This is a genomic window from Streptomyces sp. JH002, from assembly GCF_050916115.1.
GTDB classification, from domain to species: Bacteria; Actinomycetota; Actinomycetes; order Streptomycetales; family Streptomycetaceae; genus Streptomyces; species Streptomyces xiamenensis.
The window spans coordinates 1,920,887-1,937,244 of sequence record NZ_CP087989.1; the positions used below are offsets into that span (position 1 = coordinate 1,920,887).

Genomic DNA, 16,358 nt, shown 5'->3' on the forward strand with positions numbered 1-16,358 from the left:
CACCGGAGCGTGTCGGCAGCGGAACGTATCCTGAGGCTCGAACGTCTTGGCGGGGAGAGGCCGACGGGGAGGGGACCGGACCGTGGAGGATAGTGGGACGTATCGCGGCACGTACAGGGGCCACGGCTCCGAGGACTACGCCGCGGAGCAGTTGCAGAGCATGTCTCACCGGGAGTTGGAGGGGCTGCTGGCGGGGGCGAGGCCGGACATGCTGATCCAGCGGGGGGAGACGCTGGGGGCCGTGGCCGAGACGGTGGAATGGCTGGGCGAGCAGATCCGGGCACGCGCCAATGAGTTGGAGTGGCAGGGTCAGACGGCGGACGAGTTCCGCGAATGGGTCCGCCACTTCCATCACACGTCGGTGGATCTGAAGACGTACGCGAGCCACATGGCCCACGCGATCACCAACGCGGGCGTTGCTCTGCGCCAGGCCCAGAGCGAGATGCCACCCGCCCCGCCCCAGGAGATGCCGGCGACCGCTCTCGACGTGGCCTACGACACCGGCGACGGCGACCGCCCCATGACGATGACCGAAGCGGACTCCAGCCGCCAGGAAGCGATCGCCGTCATCAACCGCCTGGGCTCGGTGTACAAGACATCGGCGGGAACGATCCAGTACGTGAACGAGCGGGAGCCACAGTTCATGGGAATGGATCTCGTGAATCCCTTTCCGGTGAACAACCCCACGGGTTCGCCCGGTCAGGCGCATGGCGGGGTCCCAACCGCTGGAACGCAGACCTTGTACGGACCAGAACAGCAGACCGCCGACACACCTCCTTACGGGCACAACGGACCGTCAAGACATCCGACACACAGCCCCAGCGAAGTGGTACGCCCCGAAATGAATGCGGGTGATGGTGCGGGGACGTCGTTGGATTCGGTGGGGATGGTGCCTAATGGTGCGGCTCCTCCAGCTCCCCCTACGGCGTCGGGGCCACCGGGTCCCGTGGCGCCTGATCGGCCCGTGACGGGCGGTCCGCCGCAGCAGCCTGTCACAGGCCCGATACCGGGGTGGCATGGCTCTGACCGGTCCGGACCGGGTTGGAGTATGGGCGGTGGCGGCGGCAGGGGAGGCCAGATTCCGCCTATGCGTCCATCAGCTCCGTCTGCCGGCCCACCCGGTGGACCGGGGTCGCAGCAGCCTGTCGGCCGACCTGCCGGGCCTGGGATGCCCGGTGGGCAGCAGCCTCCCGCGGGCCGCCCGCCCACGGGCGGTGGCGGCCCCGGTGGGGGCAACCCCTGGGGCAGAGCGAACAACTACGGCCTCCTCGGAGGCAAACCGGTACCGAACGCGAAACCCACCGTGGCATCACGTATCCCGCCCGGTGGGGTGATCCAGCCCGGCATGAACGCCGCCAACTCCCGCCTCACCCCGACCAAGGGCGACCAGCCCAACGCGCCGCGTGGCACGTATGGGAAGGCGACGGTCGACGGACGGCCGGCCACCGGCCGTGGCGAGCGCGGGCGGTCCCTGCCCAAACCCACCGGTGTGATCGGCCTGCCCGGCCAGGGCAGGAAAAACGGCAAGAAGAAGAAAAAGAAGAACGAGAGCAAGGACGACAGGCAGCAGCCATGACCCCCACCCGCCGGGCCCTCGCCACCACCCTTGCCCTCACCGCAGCCTTGGCCACCGCACCCAGCACCGCCCAGGCAGCAGACACCCCCCAACACCCCTGGTACTTCGACACCCTCCGCGTCGAAGAAATGTGGCAACACGCCACCGGCGAAGGCATCACCGTCGCCGTCATCGACACCGGCGTCGACCCCACCCTCCCCGAACTCCAAGGCCAAGTCCTCGACGGCACCGACCTCGTTTCAGATGCACCTCATGGACATACTGATGCGCAAGGTCATGGCACTGATATGGCCGCACTCATCGCTGGCGAAGGACGAGGGGAAGGAATCCAAGGACTCGCCCCCGGGACATCGATTCTCCCTATTCGCGTCGCAGGGGAGGTCAATTTCTTCAACGATTCCGACCGAATCGGGGAAGCAATACAACATGCCGTCGATTCGGGCGCACAGATCATCAATATCTCAATGTCGGGAACCGTTTCGGAGCAAAATATTGCACCCATGATAGAGATGGCAGCACGGCATGACGTGCTGATTTTTGCTGGAGCAGGAAACAACGGCACAACGAACAATGTTCCAACGGCTCCGGCGTCCCTCCCCGGTGTCATCGGGGTTGGCGCCGTGGCCAGCAACGGTGAAAGGTCGCCCTACTCCACCTACGGCCCGCAGGTATCCATTGCCGCCCCCGGGGACGACACCCCCAGCCGCTGTGGGAACTTTTCCGGCCCCGCCTGCATCCGTGAGGAGGGTGGTACAAGTTCCGCCACCGCTCTCGCCTCCGCCTCCGCCGCGCTGATCTGGTCGCAGCACCCCGACTGGACCAAGAACCAGGTTCTGCGCGTGATGCTCAACACCGCCGAACGCCCCGATGACCAGCGACGCGATGACTACACCGGGTACGGCATCGTCCGCCCCGACCGGGTCGTCATCGACGGGGAAGGCGACCCCGGCGACCCCGACAGCCCGCCCATCTTCCGCGACTGGGAAGCGGGCCTTGTGCCGCCCGTCACACCCGAGCCGACGCCCGAAACGACTCCGGACGACAGCGCCGAGCCCGCACCGGGACCGGAGGCGGATGCCGCCGCCACCAGCGAGAACAGCGGTTCGCTGCCGTGGATCCTCGGCGGCACCGCCGCCGTCCTGGTCGTCGCCGTGACCGGATGGGTTCTGTACCGGCGACGCGTCTGATCGGATGATGTACCGGAAAGGAGTCGCATAAGTTCGTTGAGGCTGGGTAGCCGCGCCGCCATGGCTCCACCGCAACGGACAAAATCGACACCTTACGAAAGACGGACGTCAAACGGCATCAGTCGGCGATCACTCCTCGCCGGTGCCGCCGCCTTCGGCGCCTTCGGCTCCCTGGCTGCCGCGTGCAGCCGGATCCCCCCGGAGGGCAGCGTCGAGGGCGGCGATCTGCTGGAGCGGCTCCGCTCCCGTGGCTCCGTCAAGGTCGGCATCGCGAGCGAGCCGCCGTTCGGCTACATCAACAAGGACGGCGAGCCCGACGGCGAGGCCCCGGCCATCGCCAAGGTGATCTTCACCAGGCTCGGGATCGACAACGTCACCCCGGTGCCCGTCGAATTCGGCGCGCTCATTCCCGGGCTCAAGGCGCAACAGTTCGATGTGGTCTCCGCCGGGATGTACATCAATCCCACCCGGTGCGCCCAGGTCCTGTTCTCGGACCCGGACTACCTCATGCTGGACTCGTTCATCGTGCCCGCCGGGAACCCGCACAACATCCAGCGGTACGAGGACATCGCCGAGCAGAACCTGGTGCTCGCGACCGGCACCGCGTACGCCGAGATCGACTACGCGCTCGCCGCCGGCATCCCGGACAGCAGGCTGCTGATCCTCCCCGACCAGGTCGCCGGCCTCGACGCCGTCGTCCAGGGGCGGGCCGCCGCGTTCGCCGGGACCAATGTCACCGTCACCGGCGTCGTCGAGAACTCCCCCCGGGCCGAGGCCACCGAACCGTTCCAGCCCTATGTGAACGGCGAGCCGGCCTACGGCGCGGGCGGCTTCGCCTTCCGTCGCTCCGAAAAGAATTTCCGCGACGCCTTCAATGTGGAACTGCACAAACTCAAGGACAGTGGCGAGCTGCTCGACATCGTCAGCCCCTTCGGGTTCACCGAGGCCGAGATGACGGACCTCACGGCCGAGGAGCTTTGCTGATGATGACCTCAGGAATGTTCCAGAACTATTTCCTCCCGGGAATCTGGATCACCATCCAGGTGACCCTCTACAGCGCCGCGCTCGCCGCGGTCGTCGCGTTCACCATCGGCACGCTGCGCACCTCGCGCCTGTGGATCGTCCGTTTTCTCGCCGGCGCCTATTTCGAGATCTTCCGCGGGATGTCCGCGCTGGTGATGCTGTTCTGGCTGGCGTTCTCCCTGCCGCTGATCCTCCAGTGGCAGCTCGTCCCGATGTACGCCGGCGTGCTCGCGCTCGGCCTCACGTACGGGGCGTACGGGTCCGAGGTGGTACGCGGCGCGCTCGCCGCCGTGCCCGTCGCCCAGCGCGAGGCGGGGGTCGCGCTGGGCTTCTCCCGGGCCCAGCGGCTGCGCCGTATCGAGATTCCGCAGGCCTGGCCCGAGATGGTCCCACCGTTCAACAACCTGCTGATCGAGCTGCTCAAGGGCACCGCGCTGGTCTCCGTCATCGGCGTCGCCGACATGACGTACGCCGGCAACCTGGTCCGGCTCGGCAGCAATGAAAGCGCGCCCGTGTACACCCTGCTGCTGGTTCTCTACTTCGCGATGGCGTTCGTCCTCACCCGCGGCATGCGGGTCGTGGAGCGGGCCGCCAAGGCGGGGGTGGGCCAGGCGCCCGCCCTGAAGTTCCCGCTGCGTGTGGGGGGCGGTGCCCGATGAGCTGGAGCTGGGACGTCGTCTCCGACTTCATGCCCGACTTCTGGAAGGGCCTGCTGGTCACCCTCCAGGCACTCGCCCTGGGGACCCTGATCGCCTTCTCCCTCGGCCTGGTGTGGGCGATAGCGCAACGTTCGCGCTTCCGCGCCGTGCGCTGGCCGGTGAACGCGGTCACCGAGTTCATCCGCAACACGCCACTGCTGGTGCAGTTGTTCTTCCTGTACTTCGTGGTGCCCGAGTGGGGTCCGTCCATGTCGGCGCTGACCACCGGCATCGTGGGCCTGGGGCTGCACTACTCGACGTACACGGCCGAGGTGTACCGCTCCGGCATCGGCGGCGTGCCGCCCGGCCAGTGGGAGGCGGCCACCGCGCTCAGCCTGCCGCGGGTGCGCACCTGGACCGCGGTCATCCTGCCGCAGGCCATCCGGCGGGTGGTCCCGGCGCTGGGCAACTACGTCATCGCCATGCTCAAGGACTCGCCCATGATCGCGGTCATCGGCGCCCTGGAGATGCTCGGCGAGGCACGCAGCTTCAGCAACGCCACCTTCACCTCCGAGGCGTACACCATCGTCGGCATCGCGTTCCTGGTGATCGCCTACCCGGCCTCGCTGCTGATCCGCGCCCTCGAACGCCGGCTCGCGCTCACCACCTGAACCGACTGCATTGAGAGACCCCAAGCCATGAGCAACGATCCCAGCCGTGCGAACGGCACCGAACTCGTCCGGTTCGACAAGGTCACCAAACGCTTCGGCGAGGTGACCGTCCTCGACGAACTCGACTTCTCCGTCGCCACCGGCAAGCACGTCACCCTCATCGGCCCCTCAGGATCCGGCAAGACCACGATCCTGCGGCTGCTGATGACCCTGCTGCGGCCCGAAGAGGGCACCATCACCGTCGACGGCGACCTGCTCACCCACGAGGAGAAGAACGGGAAGCTGGTACGCGCCGGGGAGCGGCACACCCGCGAGGTCCGCAAGAAGATCGGCATGGTCTTCCAGCAGTTCAACCTCTTCCCCAACATGAAGGTGCAGCGCAATGTGATGGAGGCGCCGGTCCATGTCCTGGGCATGGACAAGGACGAGGCGGCGCAGCGGGCCAGGGAACTGATCGAGCTGGTCGGGCTGACCGAGCATCTCGACAAGTACCCCAGTCAGCTCTCCGGCGGTCAGCAGCAGCGGGTGGCGATCGCCCGCGCGCTGGCGATGCGCCCGCAGGTGCTGCTGCTGGACGAGGTCACCTCCGCCCTCGACCCGGAGCTGGTGGCCGGCGTGCTGGACGTGCTGAGCGACATCGCGCACAGCACCGACATCACGATGATCTGTGTGACGCACGAGATGAGCTTCGCGCGCGACATCTCCGACCGTGTGCTGATGTTCGACAAGGGCAAGATCGTGGAGTCGGGGTCGCCGGAGAAGATCTTCAGCGATCCTGAGAACGACCGGACCCGGGAGTTCCTGAGCACCGTGCTGTGATCGCGGGGTGGTCCGGCACCGGAGGAGTCACTTGTGCCGGACCGCCTCCCTGGTGGCCGCATCGTCGCTACCCTGGGTCCGAGCTGGCACAACTCCCCCTCCAGGAGGACGAAGTGGCGATCACACCCGGGCTGACCGCCCCCTTCCACTCCGTGCAGTACGCGCTGCGGCTGCTGGAGACCGTCGCGGGCCACCCCGACGGCATCCCGGAGAACGAGATCGCCGAGCACATCGATCTGCCGCCCGGTCAGCTCTCCCACCTGCTGCTGATGCTGACCCGCGAGGGGTACGTGCACCAGCTGCGGGACGGCGCGTACCTTCCCGGCGAGGCGCTGATCCTGCTGAGCCGGGGCGGGGACCGGCAGCGCGTGCGGCACGAGAAGCTCCAGGAGGCGCTGGACGCGCTGCGCGTCGCGCTGGGTGCCGCCGTGTACATCGGGCTCTACCGGGACGGCGAGCTGGAGGTGCCGCACGTCTCGGACGCGCCGGAGACGCCGCCGGTGCACCAGTGGGTGGACTTCCGGTCGGCGGCGCACGCGACGGCCATCGGCAAGTGCCTGCTGAGCCAGCTCGATCACGACGGGCGGCAGGACCACTTCTCGCGGCACCGGGCGGCGCGGCTGACCTCGCGGACGATCACCGACGCCCGGGTCCTCCTGAACTCGCTGGAGCGGCAGCCGGCCACCATGCCGGTGCTGGATCTCCAGGAGTACGCGGTCGGTACGCTGTGCGCCGCGGTGCCGCTGACGGCCGGGGCGACGGTGGGCTGTCTGGCGCTGTCGCTGCCGGTCGGTGAGGCGCACCGGCTGCGGCAGGCGGCGGAGACGCTCAACCGCAAGGCGGCCCCGGCGCTGCTGTCACTCGCGCTGTAGCCCGGCGGCGCGTTCGCCACTGCCGCCTTCTCTCCCCGCGGCTCTCCCACGTTCCGCACCGGGGCGGGCCCGCCGGTCCGGTACCGGCCCCGGGCGCCGCTCGCCGCATCTCAGGCCACCCGCCCCCTTGTTGCCCGTGTCGCCGCGTCCGGTGCCCCCTGCCCGTCGCTGTCCCGCACTGCGCCTTGACATACCTCTACCCTCAAAATAGCTTTGTATGCCAAGCTAAATATGCGGGAGGGGACCTCGTCATGACCGGTGGAACGTTGACGGACGGAAGAGAAGCCGCACAGTACAGTCCACGCCGCTGGGCGGCACTCGCCATCACCCTGCTCGCGGTCCTGATGGACATGGTGGACAACACGATCCTGAACGTGGCCCTGCCCTCCGTCCAGACCGATCTGGGCGCCTCCTCCTCCCAACTGGAGTGGGCCGTCGCCGGATACACCCTGGCCTTCGCCACCGCGATGCTCACCGGCGCCCGCCTCGGTGACCGCTTCGGACGCCGCCGGATCTATCTCACGGGGCTGGCCGGCTTCGTGGCCGCCTCCGCACTGGCCGGGGCCGCCATCAACCCGGAGATGCTCATCGCCTCCCGAGTGCTCCAGGGCGCGGCCGCCGCCATGATGGTGCCGCAGGTCCTGGCAATGCTCCAGGTCGAGTTCCCCAGCTCGGAACGGACCCGGGCCATGTCGCTGTACGGGCTTACCTTCGCGGTGGGCGGCATCGGCGGCCCCCTGCTGGGCGGGACCCTGCTGGAGGCCGACCTCTTCGGCCTCGACTGGCGGCCGATCTTCTACCTCAACATCCCGGTGGGCACGGCCGCCTTCATCGGCGCCCTCCTCCTGACCCGCGAATCGCGCGGCCCCAAGCTGCGCGGCTTCGACACACGCGGCACCCTGATCGCCACCGCCGGCCTGCTGTGCCTCCTCTTCCCCCTGGTCGAAGGCCGCGAACTCGGATGGCCCTGGTGGACATTCGCCCTGATGGCCGCCTGCCCCGCCGTGCTGTGGCTGTTCATCCGCCACGAACAGCGCATCAGCGACCGGGGCCGCTCCCCCCTCATCGCCCCCAGCCTGCTGCGGCACCGCGGCGCGGTCGGCGGACTGCTGGTCGCCGTCCTCTTCTTCTGCGGCACGGCCCACCAACTCGTCATGACCGTGCACCTCCAGGTCGGCGAGGGCTACACCCCGCTGCGCACCGGCCTCACCATGGTCGCCTTCACCGTGGGCGTCGGCATCGGCTCCGGATTCGCGCCCCGGCTGATGCCGCTGGGCCGCCGGGTCGTCCTCCTGGGCTGCTCCGTCATGGCCGCCGGGATGGTGCTCATCACCGCCACCGTCGACCGGCACGCCGGTGCGCTGGAGCCGTGGCATCTCGTCCCCGGCATGGTCCTCTCCGGGCTCGGCATGGCGATGGTGGCCGGCACGCTCGTGAACATCGTGCTCGCCAAAGTCCCGCGCTCGGCCTCCGGTTCGGCCTCCTCGCTGGTGAACACCGCCATCCAGGTGGGTGTCGCCACCGGCGTCGCCATCGTCGCCACCGTCTACTTCTCCGCGCTGGACGGTGGCGACCCGCCCGCCGACGCGGCCGTCACCGGACTGTGGAGCGTCGTGGCGCTGTACGTCCTGGCCGGCCTGTCCGCCTTCGCCCTGCCGCCCGGGAGAGTCGAACCGGCCGGGGACGACCGCGAGGACGACCAGGACAACGGAAGCGCCGGACGCACCACCTCCGCCGGGGAGCGGCCTCGCCCGCTCCCCCGGACGCAGGCCACGCTCCGGCCCCGGGCAAGCGGAGCACGGCAGGGCACGTGACCGGCCCACGCCCCTCTCCACACCACCGGGCCCGTCACAACCGGGGGCGGCGGCGTCCCGGCGGAAAACACCCGCACATACGCGGCCGTTCCCGCGTCATCAACCGGGACGATCCCCGCTGACCGGCGCCGCCTGCTGGACCACCTCGAAGGACCACAGCTCGGAACCCGAGGCGGCCGGCTTGCGACCCTCACCGCCGGAGCCACCAGAGCCGCCGTGTGCCTGCCGCATGGACCCCTTCATCCAGTTCTGGAAGTCCTCCTCACTGCGCCAGCGGGTGTACACGAGGTACGTGTCCGTACCCTCCACCGGCCGCAGCAGCTCGAACCACTCGAACCCGTCCTGCCCCTCCACCGCACCGGCCCGCGCGGCGAACCGGCGCTCCAGCTCCTCGCGCTGCTCGGCGGGAACGGTCAGAACATTGATCTTCACCACGCTGGCCATCGGCGCGCCTCTCTCCGGGGGTACGAACCACCGCCCAGCGTACGGCGGCCCCGGCATCCTGGAATGCCGGGGCCGCACGCGTCGGATCAGGCCAGCAGCTCGGCTTCCAGCGTGATCGTGACACCGGCCAGCGCCTTGCTGACCGGGCAGTTCTCCTTGGCGGTGGTGGCCGCCTCCTGGAACGCCTCCGCCGACAGGCCGGGCACGCGCGCCTTGACGTTCAGCACGATGCCGGTGATCCCCTCACCCGGCTGGAAGGTGACGGACGCCTGCGTCTGCACGGTCTCCGGCGGCGTGCCGGCACCGGCCAGGCCGTGCGAGAGGGCCATGGAGAAGCAGGAGGAGTGCGCGGCGGCGATCAGTTCCTCGGGGGAGGTCCGCCCGTTGGGCGTCTCGGCCCGCGAGGGCCAGTTCACCTCGAACGTCCCGATCCCCGAGGACTCCAGTGCGACGGTACCCGACCCCTCCATGAGAGAGCCGGCCCAATTGGTCGTGGCGACACGGGTGGTTGCCATGGTCGATCCTCCAGAGAATCAGCTGAAGCAATACCCCCACACGCTATCGGGACGCACAGCCGATGGCCCGGATCGACCCCGGACACGCGCATGCCCCGGCTGCCGGAGGAACCGGGGCATGCGCATCCGCAGACGAGTGGGCCCGGTGGGATTCGAACCCACGACACACCGGACCTAAACCGGCGCCCTCTTGCCAGCTGGGGTACGGACCCTCGTCGTCATCCTACCCGCGACGGCCCACCGCCCCCGAGGGCCGGACACAGTACGTCGGCGTCTGGCTGTGACAGGACGGGCAGAGATAGCGGAGGTTCTCCAGGCGGTGATCCCGGCGATCGCCGTTGACGTGATCGATCTCCAGCACCAAGGTCCTGCCGCGCCACCGATCTCCGACACCGCACCCACCGCACCGATAGGGCACGTTCATCTCCTGGAGCGCCCGATGCAGCAGGGCGCGATGGGCCCGGGGGCCATCAGGCGGTCTCGTGACGAGAATCTCTGCCGCCGACAGCCGGTTGGGCGAGCGGCGGCCACGGTTGTGGCCCTGGCCGGTGAAGTGGTCGATGGAAATCCCATGCCTGGTGAGAGCGTTCAGAAGACGGCCCCGGGCACTGCCCCATGTCGGCTCCCCCAGTTTGCGAAGCGTCTCGGCAATACTGCGTGAGGAATCAACCGCGGCTTGGAGCGCCTCCTTGTCCGCGGCCAGTGCTTCCCTGCGGCGCCTCACGTCGCTGAAGTGTGAGGTGTCGACACCGAAGTGCTCCAGCCTTTTCTTGAGGTGGAAAGGCAGGCAAGGGTACGGGCGCACCCCCAGATGCACGATGAGTTCCCGCAGTGAGCCGGAGCGGGCCACCGCCGCCTCCAGAATCTCCTTGGTGTATTCCTTCCGCTCCCGCGGTGGGAGGGGTTCGTCCGCGAAGTGAGTGATATCGATCCCGTAGTGCTTCAGCCGCTTCCGCAGGTAGCACACCGTGGCGCCGGACACCGGTTGTTCAAGGCGGCGCACCATGTCCGGGAGGCTGGTGGATCGTGGCGCGAGTTCGGTGAGTCGTGCCCGGGTGTAGCGGGGGCCGCGAGAGGGCATGGCGCCCTTCACGCCGCGAGGCCGCGCCTGCGGCCCCGGTACGTATCGGTGACCGCGTGGCAGTTGGGACACAGGAGGCGCAGGTTCTCCCGCCGGTTGTCCCACCAGTCGCCATTGATGTGGTCGACCTCCAGCCGCAGCGGCTTCCCGTTCCACCACTGCCCGGTGGAACACTCGGCGCAGATCTCGGCCATGCCCTCCCGCACCAGCGCACGGCGCAGCCGCTCGCCCGGGATCCGGCCGGATGACCGATCGCCGAGGACCAGCACGTCCGCACGGGCTGTCCGAGGACGCCGCGCACGGAGGGTCGTGAAGTGCGAGGTGTCGATTCCCAGTGCGGTGATGCGGCGTCCGAGGTGTGCCTGATTCCCGCCAACCGGGCTGACACCCAGCCGTCGCGCCACGTCCGCGAGGCTGTGCGACGCACTCACGGCTTCGCGCAGCCGTCGCTCGGTATGCCGGAGGCCCGCCCGTTCGAAGTGCGCGATGTCGAGACCCCAGTCCCGGATGAGCCGACGGAGATAGGCCCGCGATCCGCGGGTCACCCGGCCGCCGGACTTCTCGATCACTTCCGTCAGTGAGTGCGATTCCCCGATGAAAGCGGCAACGGTTTCCTTCGTGTATCTGGACGTCATCGTGCGGCGCTCCCCTTCGACCGTCCGTCCTGGTCTCGCACGGATCAACGATCCGGGTGCCCGGCGGTTACGCCGGTCAGGTGAGGAGCTGGGTCACCGTGTGGATCACCAGGCCGGCCAGGGAGCCGATGATCGTGCCGTTCAGGCGGATGAACTGGAGGTCCCGGCCGATGTGGAGTTCGATCTTGCGGGAGGTGGTGCGGGCGTCCCAGGAGGCGACCGTGTCGGTGATCAGCGAGGTGATCTCGCTCCGGTAGCCGGACACCACGTGCAGCGCCGCGTCGGTCACCCAGCCGTCCAGCTTGGCGCCCAGGCGGTCGTCCGTCGCCAGGCGCTCGCCCAGCGAGAGCAGCGCCGCCCGCGCCCGCAGCCGCAGCGCGCTGTTCTCGTCCTCCGCCGCCGCCATGATCATCGCCCGGACCGCCGCCCAGGCGGAAGCGATCAGGTCCTGGACCTCGGGCCGGCGCAGCAGGTCCGCCTTCAGGCGTTCCACCCGCGCCCGGGTGTCCGGGTCGTCCTTCAGCTGCTGGGCGAAGTCCGCGAGGAAGCGGTCCAGGGCGCCGCGTGCCGGGTGCTGGGGGCTGTCGCGCATCTCGGTGACGAAGCGGAGCAGCTCGCGGTAGACGCGTTCGCCGATTCTGCGGTCCACGAACCGGGGGGTCCAGCCGGGGGCGCCGCCCTCCACCGCTTCCATGACCGCGTCGCGGTGCAGGATCAGCCAGTTGGCGGCGCGGGCGCACACCAAGTCGACCATGCGGTGGTGGGCGCCGGCCGCGACGGTGCGCTCCAGCAGGTCGCCCAGCTGCGGGGAGATCTCGCGGCGGCCGGCCTGGCGGGTGATGGCCTCCCCTATCACGGCCTGGACGTCGGCGTCGCGCAGCACGGTCAGTCCGCCGCGTACGGCGGTGGCCAGTTCCGCGGTGACCCGGTCGGCGTTCTCCGGGCGGGCCAGCCAGGTCCCGGCGCGCCGGGACAGGCCCAGGGAGCGGAGTTTGTCGCGCACCACGCTCTCGGAGAGGAAGTTGTCGCCGACGAAGTCGCCCAGGGACTGGCCGAGCTGGTCCTTCTTGGTCGGGATGATGGCGGTGTGCGGGATGGGCAGGCCCAGCGGGTGGCGGAAGAGGGCGGTGACCGCGAACCAGTCGGCGAGCGCGCCCACCATGCCGGCCTCCGCCGCGGCGGCCACGTAGCCCGCCCAGGCGCCCGCTCCGCTGTGCTCGGCCCAGGTGGCGAGCGCGTACACGACGGCGACGGCCACCAGCAGGCCGGTGGCCACTCCCTTCATGCGGCGTAGGGAGCGCTGTTTCGCCACATCTGCTGCCGTGAAGCTCATGTCCCCCATTGTCGGGGGTGGGGTGATCCGAACGGACGAGCCCGTGCCGTCCGATCGTGGGATCATGTGCGGGTGGGTGTGGGAGTGGTGGGTGTACGGCGGGCTCCGGCATGGTGGGCGGCCGGGGTGGTGGCGTTGCTGGTGATCGTGTCGGCGGTGCTGTCGGGGCTGCCGGGTGATGACGGCCGGGCGGTACGGGCCGCCCCGGGTCCGCCGGGCGCGGTGGTGCCGGCCTCGCAGGGCGCGTGGGTGGGGGCCTGGTCGGCGGCGCCGACGGGGTCCGAGCCGAGCACCCGGGACGGTCTGGGCGGGCAGTCGTTGCGCAATGTGGTGCAGGTGTCGGCGGGTGGCACGGCGGTGCGCGTGGAGTTGTCCAACCGGTACGGGAGCCAGCCGGTGACGTTCACGCGTGCCTCGGTCGGGCTCGCGGTCGAGCCGGGCAGCGCGGAGGCGGTGGTGGACAGCGTGGTGCCGCTCGCGTTCGGCGGCGGGGCCGCGGTGACCATACCGGTGGGGGGCGTGGTCCTCAGTGACGCGGTGTCGCTGGCGGTGGAGCCGGCGACGCGGCTGCTGGTGTCGGTGTACGCGCCGGGCCCGTCGGGGCCCGTGACGTACCACCGGCACGCGCGGGAAACGAACTTCGCGGCGCGCGGTGAGCACACGGCGGAGGTGTCGGGGGCGGCGTACACGGCGACGACCGAGCACTGGCGTTATCTGACGGGGGTGCAGGTGTTCTCCCCCGCGTCGCCGGGTGCGGTGGTGGTGCTGGGCGATTCGCTGACGGACGGCATTTCCTCGACGCCGGGGGCGGGGCATCGCTGGACGGATTTCCTGGCGGCGCGGCTGGAGGGGACGCCGGTGCTCAATCTGGGGATCAGCGGCAACCGGCTGCTGCGCGACGGTTCGCCCGGCAGGTCGTACAACGGGGCGAGCGGGCTGAGCCGGCTGCATTCGGACGTGCTGCGCCAGGAGGGCGCGACGGTGCTGGTGGTGCAGTTGGGGATCAATGACATTCTGCGGGCGCCGCGTGAGCCGGATGCCGGGGAGATCGTGGCGGGTCTGGAGCGGCTGGCCGCCGAGGGGCGGGAGAGCGGGCTGCGGGTGGTCGGGGCGACGCTGATGCCGTACGAGGGGCACTACGCGTGGAGCGAGGGGGGTGAGGCGGTCCGGCAGGAGGTCAATGAGCGGCTGCGGGCGGGCGGTGTCTTCGACGGGCTGATCGATCTGGACGCCGCGCTGCGCGATCCGGCGGACCCGTCGCGACTGCTGCCGGCGTACGACTCGGGCGATGCTCTGCATCCGACGGACGCGGGGTTCCGGGCGATGGCGGAGGCGGTGGATCCGGCGCTGCTCATGGGGGTGGAGCCGGCCGCGGTGCTGTAGGGCCGTTCGGGGGAGGCCGGGGGCGTACCGGTGGTGTGCGGGGGGCGTGCGGGGGCCGGGTTGCGACAGTGTGGCCCATGGGCGTTGACCGATGGCCGGGGTGGCCGGCGAAGAGCGCGGGGGCGCGCCGGCCGCGTCGCAGGGGTCTGCGGCGGCTGCTGCCCACCTGGCGGGTGCTGCTGGGCGGGCTGATGGGCGCCACGGTGCTCGGGCTCGGGGCCCTGGTGGCGGGCTACCTGCTGGTGGAGATCCCGGAGCCGAAGTCGGCGGCCGCCGCGCAGGCGAATGTCTATCTGTACGCGGACGGTTCGCAGCTGGCGGCGGTCGGTGAGGTGAACCGGGCGAACGTGTCGCTGGATCAGGTGCCGGAGCCGGTGCGGCACGCGGTGCTGGCGGCGGAGGACCGGGATTTCTACGACTCCTCGGCGGTGGATCTGTCGGCGATGGTGCGGGCGGGCTGGAACATGCTGCGCGGCGGGGGCCGGCAGTCGGGTTCCACGATCACGCAGCAGTTCGTGAAGAACTACTACCTGGATCAGCGGCAGACGGTGACCCGCAAGGTCAAGGAGCTGTTCATCGCGGTGAAGCTGGGGCGGGAGACCAGCAAGGAGGAGATTCTCCAGGGGTATCTGAACACCAGTTATTTCGGCCGCAACGCGTACGGCGTGCAGGCTGCGGCGCAGGCGTACTACGGGAAGGACGCCGCGCGTCTGGACGTGGCGGAGGGCGCGTATCTGGCGGCGCTGCTCCAGGCGCCGAGCGCGTACGACGTGGTGGCGGATCCGGGCAGTGCCGGGCGGGCGGTGGCGCGCTGGGAGTACGTGCTGGACGGCATGGTGTCGCAGGGGTGGCTGGGCGCGTCGGAGCGGGCGGGTCTGGAGTTCCCGTGGCCGGGCCCGTACGAGCCGTCGGATCTGCTGTCGGGCGAGCGGGGTTATCTGGTGGAGGCGGTGAAGGGGCACCTGACCGGGCGGGGCATCGTGGGCGAGGACGAGCTGGCGGCGGGCGGGTACCGGATCACCACGACGATCGATCCGGTGCGGCAGGAGGCGCTGACCCGGGCGGTGGGCGAGCAGTTGCTGGACGGTCTGGGGACGGAGCCGCCGGACGCCTTCGTGCGGGTGGGGGCGACGTCGGTGGAGGTGGCCACGGGCGAGGTGGTGGCGATGTACGGGGGCCGGGACTACACGGAGCAGTTCGTCAACAACGCGACGCGCCGCGACTATCAGGCGGCGTCGACGTTCAAGCCGGTCGTGTACGCGGCGGCCCTGGAGCACGCGGCGCTGACGGTGGACGGGGAGCGGATCGGTCCCGCGACGGTGTACGAGGGGGACAGCGGCCGGGAGGTGGTGAACCGGGACGGTACGGGTTCGGGCTGGTCGCCGCAGAACGAGGGCGGCAAGGACTTCGGCACGGTGACGGTGGCCGAGGCGATGGATCAGTCGGTGAACGCGGTGTTCGCGCAGCTGGGGCAGGACGTGGGGGCGGACCGGGTGCGGGAGACGGCGGTGGCGCTGGGTATCCCGGAGGACGTGCCGGGGCTGGCGGAGGCGCGCGGCTCGATCTCGCTGGGGACGGCGACGCCGAGCACGCTGGATGTGGCGCAGGTGTACGCGGCGCTGGCGGGGCGGGGGACGTACCGGGAGGCGGTGCTGGTGCGGGAGGTGAGCCGGGACGGGGAGCCGGTGCCGGTGCCGGGGGCGGTGGAGCGGCGGGCGGTGTCGCCGGAGGCGGCGGACGGGGTGACGGCGGTGCTGCGCGGGGTGGTGGAGCGGGGTACGGGGACGGCGGCGCGGTCGGCGGGGCGGCCGGCGGCGGGGAAGACGGGGACGGCGGAGGAGGACCGGGCGGCGTGGTTCGCGGGGTTCACGCCGGAGTTGGCGACGGTGGTGGCGGTGTTCGGCCAGGACTCGGAGAGTGGGGAGCAGCAGTCGCTGTACGGGGCGGCGGGGCAGGAGCGGATCAGTGGCGGGGGGTTTCCGGCGCGGATCTGGGGTCAGTACACGGCGGCGGCGTTGGAGGGGCGGCCGGTGGTGGGGTTCGAGGGGGCGGCGGAGCCGGTGCCGTCGGCGAGCCCGGACGGGGAGCGCGATCCGGAGCCGGACCGGGAGCCGGGGCAGGTGCCGGAGGGGGAGCGGGAGCGGGAGGACGGCGGGCGGGCGGGGTCCGGGGAGCCGGAGGCCGAGCCGGGTGGGTCGACGGTGCCGTCCGCGCCGGGTTCGGCGGCGCCGTCGACGGGGCCGCCGCCGGCCGATCCGTCGCCCTCCGCGCCGCCCGGGGAGCCCTCGGTGGTGCCGTCGGGGACGGGAGAGCCGGAGCGGGAGCCGGCGCCGGGCCGCTGAGCGGGGTCAGCGGCCCGGGTCGGCG

15 protein-coding genes and 1 tRNA gene are annotated in these 16,358 nt (G+C 70.5%); 10 read left to right on the top strand and 6 right to left on the bottom strand.

Translation table 11 applies throughout. The features are described 5' to 3' along the window. Positions 1-241: 241 nt before the first annotated feature. The 8 genes from H7827_RS08280 (at position 242) to H7827_RS08315 (ending at position 8,600) form a co-directional block, all read left to right on the top strand. Positions 242-1,576, top strand: coding sequence for a WXG100 family type VII secretion target (locus H7827_RS08280; RefSeq protein WP_432743829.1), 1,335 nt, complete (start codon positions 242-244; stop codon positions 1,574-1,576). Further along, entirely contained in the window at positions 1,573-2,763 is a 1,191-nt protein-coding gene (locus H7827_RS08285; RefSeq protein ID WP_432743831.1) for a S8 family serine peptidase, read from the top strand. Before H7827_RS08280 ends, H7827_RS08285 begins: the two co-directional genes overlap by 4 nt. 60 nt (positions 2,764-2,823) lie before the next feature. Next, positions 2,824-3,747, top strand: a complete 924-nt coding sequence (ehuB, locus tag H7827_RS08290) for an ectoine/hydroxyectoine ABC transporter substrate-binding protein EhuB (protein ID WP_030736820.1) — start codon at positions 2,824-2,826, stop codon at positions 3,745-3,747. Next, positions 3,747-4,445 carry an ectoine/hydroxyectoine ABC transporter permease subunit EhuC gene (gene ehuC, locus H7827_RS08295; protein WP_043178476.1) on the top strand — a complete coding sequence of 233 codons (699 nt, stop codon included), beginning with the start codon at positions 3,747-3,749 and terminating at the stop codon, positions 4,443-4,445. Before ehuB ends, ehuC begins: the two co-directional genes overlap by 1 nt. Further along, positions 4,442-5,095, top strand: coding sequence for an ectoine/hydroxyectoine ABC transporter permease subunit EhuD (gene ehuD, locus H7827_RS08300; protein WP_030736826.1), 654 nt, complete (start codon positions 4,442-4,444; stop codon positions 5,093-5,095). Before ehuC ends, ehuD begins: the two co-directional genes overlap by 4 nt. A 27-nt stretch (positions 5,096-5,122) precedes the next feature. After that, positions 5,123-5,914, top strand: coding sequence for an ectoine/hydroxyectoine ABC transporter ATP-binding protein EhuA (ehuA, locus tag H7827_RS08305; protein ID WP_030736829.1), 792 nt, complete (start codon positions 5,123-5,125; stop codon positions 5,912-5,914). A 113-nt stretch (positions 5,915-6,027) separates the two neighbouring features. After that, positions 6,028-6,786, top strand: coding sequence for an IclR family transcriptional regulator (locus tag H7827_RS08310; protein WP_030736832.1), 759 nt, complete (start codon positions 6,028-6,030; stop codon positions 6,784-6,786). A 251-nt stretch (positions 6,787-7,037) separates the two neighbouring features. Continuing rightward, positions 7,038-8,600, top strand: coding sequence for an MFS transporter (locus H7827_RS08315; protein WP_432743835.1), 1,563 nt, complete (start codon positions 7,038-7,040; stop codon positions 8,598-8,600). Between the two features lie 99 nt (positions 8,601-8,699). On the opposite strand, the gene H7827_RS08320 is transcribed toward H7827_RS08315, so the two are convergent. The 6 genes from H7827_RS08320 to H7827_RS08345 all read right to left on the bottom strand — a co-directional run bounded on the left by H7827_RS08320 (position 8,700) and on the right by H7827_RS08345 (position 12,674). Beyond that, complete coding sequence (locus H7827_RS08320) at positions 8,700-9,044, bottom strand: antibiotic biosynthesis monooxygenase family protein (RefSeq protein WP_432743837.1); 345 nt, start codon at positions 9,042-9,044, stop codon at positions 8,700-8,702. 86 nt (positions 9,045-9,130) lie between these two features. Beyond that, positions 9,131-9,559, bottom strand: coding sequence for an OsmC family peroxiredoxin (locus H7827_RS08325; protein ID WP_030736841.1), 429 nt, complete (start codon positions 9,557-9,559; stop codon positions 9,131-9,133). Positions 9,560-9,696: 137 nt separating this feature from the next. Continuing rightward, a tRNA-Leu gene (locus H7827_RS08330) sits at positions 9,697-9,771 on the bottom strand. Between the two features lie 11 nt (positions 9,772-9,782). Beyond that, complete coding sequence (locus H7827_RS08335; RefSeq protein ID WP_432743840.1) at positions 9,783-10,565, bottom strand: HNH endonuclease; 783 nt, start codon at positions 10,563-10,565, stop codon at positions 9,783-9,785. 83 nt (positions 10,566-10,648) lie between these two features. Beyond that, positions 10,649-11,209, bottom strand: coding sequence for an HNH endonuclease (locus tag H7827_RS08340; RefSeq protein ID WP_432743842.1), 561 nt, complete (start codon positions 11,207-11,209; stop codon positions 10,649-10,651). Positions 11,210-11,351: 142 nt separating this feature from the next. Continuing rightward, positions 11,352-12,674 (bottom strand): DUF445 domain-containing protein, encoded by a 1,323-nt coding sequence (locus tag H7827_RS08345; protein WP_432743844.1) that lies wholly within the window; start codon positions 12,672-12,674, stop codon positions 11,352-11,354. A gap of 12 nt (positions 12,675-12,686) precedes the next feature. On the opposite strand from H7827_RS08345, the gene H7827_RS08350 reads away from it, so the two are divergent. Both H7827_RS08350 and H7827_RS08355 read left to right on the top strand, forming a co-directional pair. Beyond that, on the top strand, positions 12,687-13,991 hold the full coding sequence (locus H7827_RS08350; RefSeq protein ID WP_432747953.1) for an SGNH/GDSL hydrolase family protein: 1,305 nt from the start codon (positions 12,687-12,689) through the stop codon (positions 13,989-13,991). A gap of 77 nt (positions 13,992-14,068) precedes the next feature. Further along, positions 14,069-16,333: a transglycosylase domain-containing protein gene (locus tag H7827_RS08355; protein ID WP_432743846.1), complete on the top strand. Its 2,265-nt coding sequence runs from the start codon at positions 14,069-14,071 to the stop codon at positions 16,331-16,333. Positions 16,334-16,358: the final 25 nt, after the last annotated feature.